Origin of the sequence: Vibrio sp. Y42_MX_L11 (assembly GCF_024181785.1) — a bacterium.
Taxonomy (GTDB): domain Bacteria; phylum Pseudomonadota; class Gammaproteobacteria; order Enterobacterales; family Vibrionaceae; genus Vibrio; species Vibrio diabolicus.
The window spans coordinates 269,435-282,718 of sequence record NZ_JAMZAP010000003.1 but is presented as its reverse complement, the minus strand read 5'-3'; the positions used below and the strand labels follow the sequence as shown (position 1 = coordinate 282,718).

The following is a 13,284-nucleotide window of genomic DNA, read 5'->3' as shown; positions in this document are numbered from 1 at the left end:
ACCTATATCGCATTTTCAATCTGGTACAACAGCTTTTCTCTACGAACAGGCTTGGGGACATAAGCGTCCATGCCTGAATCGAAGCAGCGTTGAATGTCATCATCCACAACACTTGCCGTTAGCGCGATGATGGGAGTCTTAGGAAGACCTTTACTTGCTTCGTAGGCGCGTATTTGTCGCGAGGCTTCGAACCCATCCATGATCGGCATCATGCAGTCCATCAAAATGATGTCGAACCCACCATCTTTTTGGAACATTTCGACCGCAACCTGTCCGTTTTCGGCCACTTCAAATTGATAACCAGCTTTGGATAACAGCAGCGAAGCGACTTTTTGATTTACTCTGTTATCTTCGACGAGCAAAATCCGTTCTGAGCGAATAGGCGTCACGGTCGCTTCTGATTGTTCAGCATGCGAGGTTTTTTCAGGAGTGTGAGTGGTGTTTGTTGCCAGTCGCTTTTCATCAGAAACAATATTGGAAATGCGTAGTCCAATGGCTTTATCTAATTTCTCTTTCAACAAACCCGCTTTAAAAGGTTTGGGCACATAATCATCCATTCCAACATCAAAACACTTTTGAATGTCATCATCGACTACACTTGCTGTTAGCGCGATAATTGGGATTCTGATCGTCCGTTTTTCTTTTGCTTCAATTTGACGGATCATTTTGGTTGCTTCAAACCCATCCATCACAGGCATCATGCAATCCATTAAGATTAAGCTGTATTGATTCTGTTGAAACATATCTACGGCTTCTTCTCCGTTTACGGCGATATCAAAGTCGAAGCCCGCTTTTGTGACGTGTAATCCAGCGATTTTTTGATTAACGGTGTTGTCGTCGACCACCAAGATTTTTGGGAGAGTCTTAGCATTGGGTGTTGTCGTGTTCTCCTGGTTTGCTTGAGGGAAGTTTGCAGCACAAGTTTCAAGTGCTTTTACTAAGCGCTGTCCTAAGAGGGGTTGAGTTACCAATGCACTAATGCTGTTACCAAAATCACGTTGGGCACTATGAAGGTGTTTAATAAGACAAACTCGAACATTTTGCATGCAAAGTCTTTTCATTTCACCTAGATGTTTGGCTGCGGTATTTGGAGAAGTTTCTACGTTGATAACAACGATGCGCTCGTTATCAATCCACGTTGGCAGAGCATCCAGTGTATTTACTGATTGCTGAACATTGATGTGGAAAAAGCTCAACTCGTCACGCAGCTTTTGCTCCAAAGTAGGGTTGTTGCAAACTATCCATATATCGTTGTGATTAAGGGAGTGATAGCCATTGAACTCTTGAGTCACAATTGGAGCCGTAAGTTCGAAGAAAAATCGGCTACCTTTGCCTTTCTCGGATTCAAGCTGAATCTCACCGCCCATCAACTCTACCAGCTGCGTGCTAATTGCAAGCCCGAGCCCTGTCCCTCCAAACTGTCGGGTGGTGGAGTTATCTTCTTGGGCGAAAGGAGCAAATATCTTCTTTTGTTGCTGCTCATCAATACCGATCCCTGAGTCTTTGACTGAAAACTCGATGCTCGCTTCACCATTTTTGATTTCTCTAGTGATGACAGAGAGTTCAACGCTACCTTGTTCGGTGAACTTTACGGCATTGGACATGAAGTTCATGATAATTTGGCGTATACGGTGATCATCCAACATAACGTGATAGGGCGTATTGCGGCTGATGCTGACTTGAACGTCGATGCCTTTTTCTTTCGCTTTCGGGGAAATAATAGAAGCAATATCGTAGATGGATTCACGAACACAGGTTGAATGAGGGCTGATAAGCAACATACCAGATTCAATTTTAGAGAAGTCCAGAACGTCATTTATTAGGCTCAACAGTAATTGCGAGGAGGTTTCTATCGTGTCGACATAATCACGCTGTGTCGCCGTTAGCGGCGTGTCTGACAAAACTTCTGAAATGCCAATAACGCCGTTTAACGGGGTTCGAATCTCATGAGACATATTCGCCAGAAAGCTACTTTTGGCTTTGCTTGCCTCGATGGCATCATCTTTCGCCTTTTCAGCATCTTCTTTGGCTTGAGTTAACTTTTGTCTTGACTGCTCACGTTCGTAACTCAGTTTTTTTACCTCTTTAGCAAACTTACTGAGCTCATCTTTCCCTTTGGTCAACTCTGTCAGTGGTGAGTTTTCATTGTTGTCCTCTTCGTAAGTGTCTCGACTTAGGAATTCGAGGACTAAATTCAAGTTGCCAGTGACCTTACGCACTAACCTCAGTGTCAAACTCACAACCAGCAATGTCACGAGGCTCATTAGCGCAATGAAGCCAATGCGGTGCTGTGTTGTTTCACTGATCGTCTTGGTTATATCCTCAATAAGTTGTCGTTCCATCTGGTCATCAACGTTGCGTAATAAACTTAAGCGTTTATAAAGCGCAGACAACCCGTCATCTATTTGAGCGGGGGTCAACACGCTAAGGTTTGATGGCTGCAACAAATTGGCTCGAAATGCTTGGCTTTTAACAAACACATTATCGGTAAAGGTTTCGATGAGAAGATGGACTTGCTGCTTATTCGCATTAAGTGTGACAAAACGTTCGAACAGCAGTTGTTGGTTCTGGATTAATGATTGAATACTGGCTTGGATAGCTGGATCGTAAATCTGCCCCTGTTCTGTGGATTCCACTAAGTATTTGCTGAGTCTATGCTCTTCTGTTGACCAAAACATTAACCACTCAAGCTGCATCAATGAGGAGAGGTGAGTGTTGGTTTCATAACTTACATGGCTGAAATAGACTCTATCCAAACTCAAAAGAATCTCTTTGAATGTGTCGGCACGCCACTCAGCAGCATCTAACTTATCTTCTGCATTATTGGACGAGAGCATTGACAGTGTTGCTTCTTCGAAATTCGTGAGCTGATTTAATATATCGGCATTGTCACCAAAAACAGGCGAAGCCGTATCTTGTAAAGTTTGAACGAGCTGGCGGGTTTCTTGAGCGTTATTCGCGACTCTTGGCTCGCTCGTCAAATAATACAGTGAGGAAACACGATCTATATATTGGGAGAAGAGTTGTGCTTTTTGAAGTTCTTGAGCTTGGATAGAGAGGTTTTGTACATGTTTGCCCGCCAGAAGCAATAACAATAAGATTGGTAGTAGGACCAATCCAAAAAGTTTCTGCTTCACAGACAGGTTGTTCCAAGCAAATATCCCGACCACACGCGTTTCCATATCCAAAGAGTTGATATGAAAAGTGTAGTTTACCTATCTCAAATGTTAGATTTTAAGAGGAAATTCATACTTGTGAGATGGCGAAGTGTGACCAATATTGCAGAACGAATCCCCTTTAATTCAATGAACGCGATAAATTATTCAGTTAAGCGTAGTTGCTGGCGGTTGAATCATCTATTGCTTGACGTTGTTGCTCAAACTCTATGATTTCTTCTGCCGGCACCGGTCTACCCAAGAAAAAGCCTTGAACAACGTCGCAGTGAAGTGATTCCATTCTTGTTAGTTGGGTCTGGGTTTCTATGCCTTCAGCTACCACTCTCATTCTTAGGTTATGAGCCATGGATATAATCGCACGGATTAATGAATCATCTTGTTCATTTTTTTGGATTTGAGCGATAAATGAACGGTCAATTTTAAGTCCATCAAACGACATTTGTTGTAGGTAGGCGAGGGCTGAGTACCCAGTTCCAAAATCATCTAGCCACACTTCTACGCCGTTAGCTTGTAATTTTTTGAGCACGTACTGCGCTTTCTCAATATCATCAATAAACAGAGACTCTGTCACTTCAACATGAATGGTTTGAGGGGGGACTTGATATTGTTGTAAATATTTCGAAAAGAGCTGACTTAAATCTTGGCGGTAGATCTGCCTAGGAGACAAATTTAATGCGATATGAAAATCAGCAGCGAAATGATCCGCCCATTGTGCTCGCTGTCTAATTGCTGTCTCGATGAGGTATTCACCAAGCTCTAAAATTAAGTCACTTTGTTCTGCAATCGGGATAAATAATTCTGGGCTGATATAACCCTTCTCCGGATGATTCCACCTAACCAATGCTTCGACACCAATCAACTGGTAGGTGTTGAGGTCGAACTGGGGTTGATACCAAAGCTCGAACTGAGATAAATCACGTATTGAGCGGCGCAGTTCTTTTTCTATGTATAAGCGCTGTTTCACGGTCTCATCAAACGTGGAATCGTATATCGTCATGATATCTTTGCCGCGTCGTTTAGATTCTTGCGCCGCCAGTGAGGAGAGTTGTAAAAGAGACTCTGCGTTTGAGCCAAATTCCGGATACACCGCGACTCCAAGGCTTGCCGTAATTTGAATATCGTTATCTTCCAAGTTAAAAGGAGAAAGCAGTTGGCGATGAATATCGTCCGCTTTTTCTCTAGCGTCGAGACTGTCTTTGCATGGAAAGACCAGCACAAATTCGTCAGCGCCGACTCGGCTTACGATGGTTGAAAGACGGTAAAGAGGCTGGAAGTAACTCGGCAAACGACCTTGAAGTTCTGAGGCGAGATGACCTAGCAATTTATCTCCGATGCTATGCCCGTAGTTATCGTTAATATGTTTAAAGTCATCCAGATCAATAAAAACAACCGCGAGTGAGGGTGATTTGCGGTTCGTTATTTGCTTTTGGATATCAATGAGCAACTTTTCTCGGTTAGGCAGGGAGGTAAGAATGTCGTGATACGCCATGAACTCCACCCGGCTTGTGTATCGGTTCACTTTGTTCGACATTTTGTTATACGCCGAAATAAGATCACCCACTTCATCTTTACTTTTTATATCAGTGATTGGCAGTGCTTGAGTATTTGACTCTGTAAATTGTTCTTTAAGTTGTTTGAGTGGTTTTATTAATGAGCGACCCAAAGCATACGCGATGGCACTTCCGAGCAGAACGGATATCGCACTGATCGTGAGCAGCAAGTTAAACATTTTTTGCTTATCGTTTGAGGTAAGCGCTTGTACTTGCGCAATGTTTTGTTCTTTCTCTTCTAATAGATGTGCTAGGTTGAGTTCAAGATACACTGCGCCCAGTGTGATATTCGATTGCTGAATCGGTGCCGCAATTTCTAATTGATGCTTAGAAAAAGAAATGAGAATTCTAGACTCTTCTATTGCTTTTAAAATAAAGCGAGAACGGTAATGAGGCTGGGCAAACATACTCAGCTGAGTCGTACCGTCGTGAAAGATTAGCCCTTCATTATCAACAACGTGTATCTTCGAGACATCTGGTTGGCTTAATGTTGCTTTAATCTGCTCGTATGCTTGGCTGATATTATCCGTATAGAGTGGGTCAAAAAGTTGCTTTGATAATAACTCTGCGTAAACCAATCCTTTTTGCTTGACGTAAGACTCTGTTTTTTCTTGTGAGTTCTCGGTGATTTGGCGGGTTAAGTTATTTGAGTACGTATCGTAACCATGCATATATAGTGCGAGGTTTATCACTACGACAAACAGGACAACAAAAATGGTCGAGCAAATGTATTTAGTTTCGAGTGAGAGTTTGTGGAACATCAATCCACCTTCGGTAACAAGTGAATAGATGTTCGAACGGTATTTAAGGACGCGGACATTTCTGGCGTTAGAGCGGTGATCTTTTTCGTGTTTTGGAACTGTTTAAGTGCTAGGGCACCTTGCTGAGATGCCTCCATACCGAGCAATATTGACGTGATTTTATGTTGCTGATCTTGGCTTAAGGTCGGAGAGGCGAGAATTAAGTCTCTAGGTATTTCTACCGAGCGAGCGAAAATCGTTAGTTTGCCTTTCATGCTTTCTGGAAGATCTTTAGGGTTGCTCCAATTGAAATTGCTGAACGCTCCTGCTGCGACTCTCTGCTTATACACCCATACTGAAAGGTTGATTTCATTCGATTGAGCCAAGTGCTCGTCAAGGAATAAATATCCAATACTGTCTTTGGCTGGTTTGTCATCGGAGGAGGGGAGGTATTCTAATTTCTCCCCTTGATTAAGCAGTGTAATAGCGGGTAAGTAATAGCTGCTGGTGGATGTACGCTTTTCAAAAACAAGTGTTTTTCCGCGCAGGTCAGAAATCGACTCGATACCACTCTCTTTGTGGGTAAAGAATACCGTATGATATTTTTGTAAACCTTTTTTCCAGCGTATGGCAATGGCTTGGCTACCAGACTCTGCCTCGAGGGTCATTGCATTGAAGGGGGTGGCTGTTGCAATTTGAACGGTGCCATTTTCAAGTGCCACCGCGAGCTGGCGATAATTTTTAAATACTTTTACAGCACCCTTGGTGTATCCGTATTCAGCCAAACCATTGGTCACGTACTGCGTGAAAGGCGTCGACTTTTTGATTTTGCTTTGAGCTTTATTGGAAACAATGCCAAACGTGAATGTTTTTTCAATATTTTCTTGTGCACTGACGACAAAAGGCGAACTCAGCAAAGTGAGTGATAACAGAGTGCAGGCAGGTTTCATCCGGCTTCAACTTCCTTCTGGTGCATGTCAGTAATATTTAGCATTTATCAATGCGCCCCAAATCAATAGTAGAAACAGTATGATGTACAAATTTCGTTTTACTAGCGCACTTTTATAACGTGACTTGGTCACTTATTCCGTTCAAATAGTACCGAATTTGAAGTTTATGTACAGGATGAATGTTTCACCGTGGGTTTTAATTCACTGGATTCTTAGTCAAGTTCAGTAGTGTCTGTGAGCGAGTACACCTTCTTTATCATGATGTCGTGTTAAGAAAACCTCTCCAATTGCTTTTGATATTTTTTCTCGAGTGCTTCATTACCTGCTGCACGTTCAAGTTGAATCATGAGCTGTAAAGAGGGTTTCTTAACGCCATACATTTGATTAAATCTCATTAATCGAATTCTGGCTTCAGTGTAATTGCCGCTATCAATTTCTAGCTTGGCTAGCTGCAAAATAGATTTTGGCCTATGAGGGTCATGATCAATAGCTCGGGCGAAGTAGTATTTCGCTTTGTCTTTATCTTGTGACTTCAACGCGCAAAATGCGGCGTTTTCATAACTGGCCGGAATGAGATAGTAATAAGGTTGCTCAATGGCTCGATTAAACATTTGATCGGCTTTCTCGAAGTCACCCCGCTTGCAAAGAAAGGTGCCGTAGTTATTGAGCACGTTACCGTTTTTGGTGTGTTGGCGTAGAGAGCGTTTATACATTTGCTCGGCTTTAGCATCTTCACCAACCGTTTCATAGTAGTGAGCCATCGATAACTGAGCACGATAGTATTGAGGTGCGTGGGTTAAGGCTTGTTGCAAGTTATCATGCGCGCGAATCATATTGCCGCCTTCTAAATAACCTAGGCCAAGTGCGATACGTGATTCTGCCATTGCTACAGGATCGGCTTTAACGACAGGGCTACCATCTTCTTTCACCGTCACGCAGCCCACAAGTGCAAACTGAGAGATTAATAGTAGTGCACCGAGCTTTGTTGTTTTCATTCTTTGTCCCTACATCCCTGAATCTCCCAGCATGATATGAATTACGTAGCAAAAGCCTATTGAGGAAAAAACACTATGCGATCAGGTTTGCAAACTGGTATGAAAAAGCCGCCATATGGCGGCTTGGTTCACATATTACATTTAGGCATCATAAGCGCTTTGTTTGCGTGCTTTGAGGTTAATCGTCTTTAGTAAAAGCGTCTTCACTGAAGTGATCAAGATCATAAGGTGTTTGCTGGTAAACGCAGTAGTTCAGCCAGTTTAAAAAGAGGAGATGTCCATGACTTCTCCAACTGGCAATTGGTGGATTATCAGGATTGTTGTTTGGATAGTAGTTGACGGGAATGGCTGGTTCCATGCCTTCGCTTAAATCGCGGATATATTCGTTATGTAAGGTATGCGAATCGTATTCAGGATGCCCAGTAACAAACACATTTCTCTTGTCTTTTGTTGTAGCTAAATAAACACCTGCAACATCCGATGTGGCTAGGATGTCTAAGTCGGTATGTTCTTCTAAAAAGTGAGGTGAAAAGTCGGCATAGCGTGAATGAGGCGCTAAAAATGTGTCATCAAACCCACGTAACATAGGATGGAATTGATGATGAATCTGGTGATGGTACACGCCTGAAAGTTTCTCTTTACGCGTTTTTTTAGGTAGATCGTAGAGCAACTTCAGCCCTGCTTGTGCTGCCCAGCAGACATAAAGAGTCGATGTCACATGATCTTTTGCCCATTCCATGATTGTTTTTAGGTGGTCCCAATAAATGACATCTTCAAATTGAACCAAACCTAGTGGGGCACCAGTAATGATCATGCCATCGAAATTTTTATCTCTCACCATTTCAAATTGACGATAAAAAGTATCCAAATGTTCGGTTGGCGTATTTTTGCTTGGGCGGTTATCAATGCGCAATAACTCGACATTGACTTGTAATGGGCTGTTTGAGAGTAGACGCAAAAACTGAGTTTCAGTTTCTATTTTTTTTGGCATCAGATTCAGGATCAGCACTCGTAAAGGACGTATTTCCTGACTCGCAGCACGCGTTTCACTCATTACGAAGATGTTCTCTGTCCTTAGCACATCGGTGGCTGGTAATTGATCTGGAATTCTAATTGGCACGACTTTCTCTCCCTAAGCATAGTCAATCTAGACGTCTATACTTCTAAAGCTAACTTAATTAAGTTTAGATGTCGATACGAAATATGACTTTTCAATCTACTCTTTACATTATGGTAAACCGAGCTCGAAGCTGTCACACAATTGTGACTAGAGCGGAGTTTCTGATGAGATATGTTTGAAACGCTGGTCGTACTATTTGCTGGTAATTATGTGATCACGTTAATATGCGAAAGTGACTTCGTTGTAAGGAAGTCTCAGATTAATGAGCCATACTAAAAACAATCAGCTCACCAATATGCATTAAAGTGTGTATTTGGAAACATCGTCAGTGGAGGACATTATGTTCGGTATTTTTAAAAGAAAGACAAAAATTCAGAGCATCGCTCAAGAGGTTCCTAGCGTACTATTGCGCTTGTTTGGCGATAAAGATACTTATACGCCGAAAGAAATTGATCAAGCCCTTCAAGAGCTTGGTCATGATAAGAGCAAGGATCTAAGTCATTATCAGTATGCCTATGGAATGTTTGCCAATGAAGCTTCTTACGAGCAGCTAGGGCTGACGGATGAGTTAGGTAATTATGGTCACTTTCAACGAGAAGTGGGCAAGATGCTACTCAATACACCAGAGCCAATTGATATGCACATCTACTTTGAAATTGCTCGGCAGCACCAAAAAGCAGGCCTGTCGCTTACTCATCAAGAAGTGAGTGAAAGCGATGGCGTGTGAATGTCTCTATATTCAAGTGATCACGCTGTGAATCCTGCATTTTGAAGCTGCTTGAGTAAGAGGTATTCCATCGAGAGATGAGTTGGGTATAATGCGCGACCTAATTATCCGGACGTGTTGTCGGTTACATTTCTGTTGAGCGTTAATGCCTTATGTTCAAAATGCTTGTCTCTATGCCGCCAATGTTGGCGCTGTCGATCGCGATTGTATGTGAAGTGATTGCCACTTCCTATATTCCCAAAACAGAGCAATTTACGAAAATGATGCCGAGTACAGTCGTTCTGATTGGTTACGGCATTGCTTTCTTCTTGCTTTCCGTCACGGTAAAAACGATGCCTGTTGGGGTTGTTTACGCCATATGGAGTGGGGCGGGTATTGTTTTAGTTGCGACGGTTGGCTACTTTGTTTATGGACAGCGGCTAGATTTGCCGGCGCTTGTTGGCATTGGGTTTATCCTCACTGGTGTGATGATTGTTAACCTGTTATCCAGGACTGTAGGACACGGATAACTAACACAACTTGTGATGCTAAATAAAAAGCCGTAGCGAGAAATTGCTGCGGCTTTTTAATGTCAATCCAATAGTTAACTTACTAGTACCTCAAGCATTTTGCTTTGTTGACGATGTTTTCGATTGCGATACATCACGGCGGCGAACGCTGGGAGGCTAAATGTGATAAATCCTAATATCAGTGCATATGCACCAGTTTTTGCGCTAATTCCTGCTGGCACGTCAAAAGATACAACAATCGTCACCAAGCAACTCATCAAGCCTAACCCAGCCACTAAACACATTCCTATTTTTCCGCCCGAAACTCGAAATGGGCGCTCAATATCTGCGTGTTTGTAGCGTGAGACCAAAAAGCTAACAAAAATACAGATGTACATCACCATATAGAGCTGAGTCATCAGGATATTCAATAACCACATGCCTTGATTGACGTTAGGAACAAAAATGAAAACCAAAGAGAGCACGCTAACAATCGTGCCTTGCAAGAGCAACAATGAGACGGGGGCTTGGTTGCGGTTTTCTTTGGCGAGCGACATCGGCATGAAACTATCTTTTGCGGCAACATGCAGACTTTTAGTTGGGGCGATTATCCAGTTATTCAGGCTTGCAAGCGTGCCAAAAACAATAGCAAGGGCAATGACAGGCAGCAGGAATGAGAGGTGCAGATCATCAAAAAAAGCTTTGAAGGCAAGTATCACTCCTTCACTCAAACTAGAATGGTCACTTGAGACGACCGAAGAAATAGACAGTGAGCACGCCGTCAGAGAAACCAAGATTAAGATTGTGGAGATCAGCAGAGCTTTGGGATAGGCTTTTTGCGGATTTTCGACTTCGCTTGCATAAGAGGTCGTGATTTCAAGGCCTGTCAGTGAAAGAACTACCGCAGTAAAACCCGCTCCGATCCCATCTTGAGAAAGGTCCGGCAACCAGTCAGATACGTGGCGAAGCGAGATATGAGACTCACCAGAGTGGGTATACGCCCAGTACCCGCCTAATCCGATAATCAATAGAATCGGAAATATCAAACCTAGGGTGCCGAATACATTTGTAATCAGGGAAGAGAGGCGCAAGCCAAAGATATTAACTAAAGTTAACGCCCAAAAAATCACATTAATCATCAACAACATAAACATGTTGTTTTGCGCCAGATCTGGGAAAAAAGGGTAGGCTCCCGTTGCAACAATGAATGAAATTAAAGGTGGATAGTAAACAATATTTTCAGCGTATTGATACCACACGGTGGCAAAGCCAAAGTTTGGTCCTAGTGTTTCTTTGCCCCAAAGATATACACCACCTTGCTCTGGATAAGTGGTACTTAGCTCAGCACACACTAGCGCTGTAGGGACAAAAAAACAAAGTCCAGCAAGTAAGAAGAAAGAAATGGCATGGCTACCAAACAAAGCCGCCCCAGGAATGTTCCTTATGCTGTCGACCGAAGTTACGGTAATCATGATGATAGAGAAAACACTCAATTTAACGGCGGATTTAACGATATTGCTCATTCGATACCTTTAATGGATGAGCGCACAGCTTCTAGGTTGTAAAAGTAGCGTGCTACGAGTAAGACTCGCGTATTGTAGATTCCTCATAAATAGTGGGTATATAGCGAAAAACGGTATGTATTTATCCGAAAATGAGCTGAAAACAATGCGCTTTATTTCCATGGGATATAAACGAGTGATATGTCGGATAAATAAACACTTATAGCGATAAATTAGAACCTTTAGGTAAAGGTTTGACTTTCCCCTAAGGTCAAGGAGTACATTAACGCCATATCGAAATGAAACGATGGAGAAACACAATGGGATGCTGTAACCAAGCGCCAAAAGGTGGCACCGGAAAGTTGTCTTACTTGTTCAGGGTAATGGTTATCATGTTTATTGTTATTTTCATGATAGCTGCATTATGGGGTTAAAAAAACACCATTATCTAGCGCATTGAAAACACAAAGTTATGTTTGTCCAAACTTTATGAAAGTGCGGTAGATTAATCACTCCAATCGATGTTAACGTGGTGATTCATCTTTGCTGCTTTTTCATCCCCCTACATATTTCTGCAAAGTTCTTATTGTGTAGTGTGTCGAAGAACCATAGAATCCGCGCGCTTTAATTTATGTTATTAGCGCTATCAATGATAAAAGTGCAGTCCATTATCATTGTTTTTATCACTTATAGATGGGCACATCTGACAATACTCACATGAATAAATACCAAAAGCCTGAATTCAAGGCTGAATTTCTTTTGCCTCGTTACTGGGGAACCTTAATTATCATCAGCGTGATGTACTTACTCAGTCTCCTTCCTTTCAAAGTTCAGTTAGCATTAGGACGTGGCATTGGCCGTTTAGCCATGCGAATCATGAAAAAACGTCAAGTTACGATTAGACGCAATCTTGAGCTTTGCTTTCCTCAGATGGAAGAATGCCAACGCGAAGCAATTTTAAAAGACAATATCGACAATACAGGTATTGCGCTATTTGAGACGGCGATGGCATGGTTTTGGTCTGATAAACGGGTAAACAAACACGTTACGATAAAAGGAATGGAGCACCTCGAGGCTTTAGAAAAATCAGGCAAAGGGGCATTAATGTTGGCCGTACACTCGATGAACTTAGAGTTAGGTGCTCGTGCTTTTGGCATTAAAAAGTCTGGCACTGGTGTTTATCGCCCAAACAACAATCCGTGTTTTGATTACTTTCAATACAAGGGGCGTTCTCGCTCTAATCGTACGCTTATTGATCGCAAGAACGTTAAAGCCATGCTTGAAGCGCTTAGAACGGGTGAGCGGGTCTGGTATGCACCGGATCATGATTATGGAAACCGACGCTCAACGTTTGCGCCATTATTTGCCGTTAAAAATGCTTGCACGACGACAGGTACAAGTCTGCTGGTTGATTCGACAGATTGTGCCATCGTGCCTTTTACGATGGTAAGAGGAAAGGACGGACACTATACCTTGACGATTAGTGCGCCAGTCGACGGTTTCCCGAAAGAAGATCCTCAAGGTGCGGCAGTTTTCGTGAATAAGATAGTTGAAACGTCAATCATGGCAAGTCCGAGCCAATATATGTGGCTTCACCGTCGGTTTAAAACCAGACCTGAAGGCGAGGATTGTTTGTACAAGCCCAGACTTATCCCTAGCTTGGCATAGCATAGAAAGAGCTTAAAAAAGCCCAAGGAACATACGAACCTTGGGCTTTTACGTTCTATTCTTTTTCTATTTACAAGTAGCGGCCTTTTAGGTGCGCTTGGAAGTGCTTAGCATTTAGTGTTTCACCCGTTGCTTCTCTTACGAGATCATCTGTTGTTAATAAGCTGCCTTTACTCCAGATGTTCTTCGACAGCCAATCGAATATCGACGTCAGATCGCCAGAGCGAATAACCGCGTCCACATCTACTGTTTGCTTCATTGCGGCCATGAACTGGGCTGCGTACATCGCACCGAGAGTGTAAGACGGGAAATATCCAAAACTTCCATCTGTCTAATGTATAGTGATAACTTACATTCTATGTTATGGT

9 protein-coding genes and 1 pseudogene are annotated in these 13,284 nt (G+C 42.6%); 3 read left to right on the top strand and 7 right to left on the bottom strand.

What is annotated here, in order from left to right:
* Positions 1-2 precede the first annotated feature (2 nt).
* The 5 genes from NL643_RS04995 to metA all read right to left on the bottom strand — a co-directional run bounded on the left by NL643_RS04995 (position 3) and on the right by metA (position 8,531).
* Positions 3-3,182 carry a response regulator gene (locus tag NL643_RS04995; RefSeq protein WP_253644024.1) on the bottom strand — a complete coding sequence of 1,060 codons (3,180 nt, stop codon included), beginning with the start codon at positions 3,180-3,182 and terminating at the stop codon, positions 3-5.
* Positions 3,183-3,327: 145 nt separating this feature from the next.
* The gene (locus tag NL643_RS04990) at positions 3,328-5,487 is read right to left on the bottom strand and encodes a GGDEF domain-containing phosphodiesterase (RefSeq protein WP_253644023.1); all 2,160 of its coding nucleotides are present in this window, start codon (positions 5,485-5,487) and stop codon (positions 3,328-3,330) included.
* Positions 5,487-6,416 carry a phosphate/phosphite/phosphonate ABC transporter substrate-binding protein gene (locus NL643_RS04985; RefSeq protein WP_065646792.1) on the bottom strand — a complete coding sequence of 310 codons (930 nt, stop codon included), beginning with the start codon at positions 6,414-6,416 and terminating at the stop codon, positions 5,487-5,489. The genes NL643_RS04990 and NL643_RS04985 overlap by 1 nt, the downstream gene beginning before the upstream one ends.
* A gap of 269 nt (positions 6,417-6,685) precedes the next feature.
* Positions 6,686-7,411: a type IV pilus biogenesis/stability protein PilW gene (pilW, locus tag NL643_RS04980; RefSeq protein WP_053807335.1), complete on the bottom strand. Its 726-nt coding sequence runs from the start codon at positions 7,409-7,411 to the stop codon at positions 6,686-6,688.
* Between the two features lie 178 nt (positions 7,412-7,589).
* The gene (gene metA, locus NL643_RS04975; RefSeq protein ID WP_006741610.1) at positions 7,590-8,531 is read right to left on the bottom strand and encodes a homoserine O-succinyltransferase; all 942 of its coding nucleotides are present in this window, start codon (positions 8,529-8,531) and stop codon (positions 7,590-7,592) included.
* A 340-nt stretch (positions 8,532-8,871) separates the two neighbouring features.
* Between metA and NL643_RS04970 the strand changes: the two genes are divergently transcribed.
* A complete protein-coding gene (locus tag NL643_RS04970; protein WP_012841885.1) occupies positions 8,872-9,258 on the top strand; it encodes a hypothetical protein in 387 nt (128 codons plus the stop codon).
* Positions 9,259-9,410: 152 nt separating this feature from the next.
* Positions 9,411-9,767: a multidrug efflux SMR transporter gene (locus NL643_RS04965; protein WP_276574079.1), complete on the top strand. Its 357-nt coding sequence runs from the start codon at positions 9,411-9,413 to the stop codon at positions 9,765-9,767.
* Between the two features lie 74 nt (positions 9,768-9,841).
* Here NL643_RS04965 and NL643_RS04960 read toward each other — a convergent pair whose 3' ends face one another.
* Positions 9,842-11,269, bottom strand: a complete 1,428-nt coding sequence (locus NL643_RS04960) for an APC family permease (protein WP_145532189.1) — start codon at positions 11,267-11,269, stop codon at positions 9,842-9,844.
* Positions 11,270-11,965: 696 nt separating this feature from the next.
* Between NL643_RS04960 and NL643_RS04955 the strand changes: the two genes are divergently transcribed.
* On the top strand, positions 11,966-12,916 hold the full coding sequence (locus NL643_RS04955; protein WP_041853039.1) for an LpxL/LpxP family Kdo(2)-lipid IV(A) lauroyl/palmitoleoyl acyltransferase: 951 nt from the start codon (positions 11,966-11,968) through the stop codon (positions 12,914-12,916).
* A gap of 70 nt (positions 12,917-12,986) precedes the next feature.
* Here the strand turns inward: NL643_RS04955 and NL643_RS04950 are convergent.
* Positions 12,987-13,256, bottom strand: a pseudogene (locus NL643_RS04950) (carboxypeptidase M32); the annotation flags it as partial.
* Between the last annotated feature and the right edge of the window lie 28 nt (positions 13,257-13,284).

Coding starts and splice junctions, on each gene's coding strand:
- NL643_RS04965 (WP_276574079.1), top strand. CDS start 9,411: ATGTTCAAAATGCTTGTCTCTATGCCGCCAATGTTGGCGCTGTCGATC.
- NL643_RS04955 (WP_041853039.1), top strand. CDS start 11,966: ATGAATAAATACCAAAAGCCTGAATTCAAGGCTGAATTTCTTTTGCCT.
- NL643_RS04970 (WP_012841885.1), top strand. CDS start 8,872: ATGTTCGGTATTTTTAAAAGAAAGACAAAAATTCAGAGCATCGCTCAA.
- NL643_RS04995 (WP_253644024.1), bottom strand. CDS start 3,182: ATGGAAACGCGTGTGGTCGGGATATTTGCTTGGAACAACCTGTCTGTG.
- NL643_RS04985 (WP_065646792.1), bottom strand. CDS start 6,416: ATGAAACCTGCCTGCACTCTGTTATCACTCACTTTGCTGAGTTCGCCT.
- pilW (WP_053807335.1), bottom strand. CDS start 7,411: ATGAAAACAACAAAGCTCGGTGCACTACTATTAATCTCTCAGTTTGCA.
- NL643_RS04960 (WP_145532189.1), bottom strand. CDS start 11,269: ATGAGCAATATCGTTAAATCCGCCGTTAAATTGAGTGTTTTCTCTATC.
- NL643_RS04990 (WP_253644023.1), bottom strand. CDS start 5,487: ATGTTCCACAAACTCTCACTCGAAACTAAATACATTTGCTCGACCATT.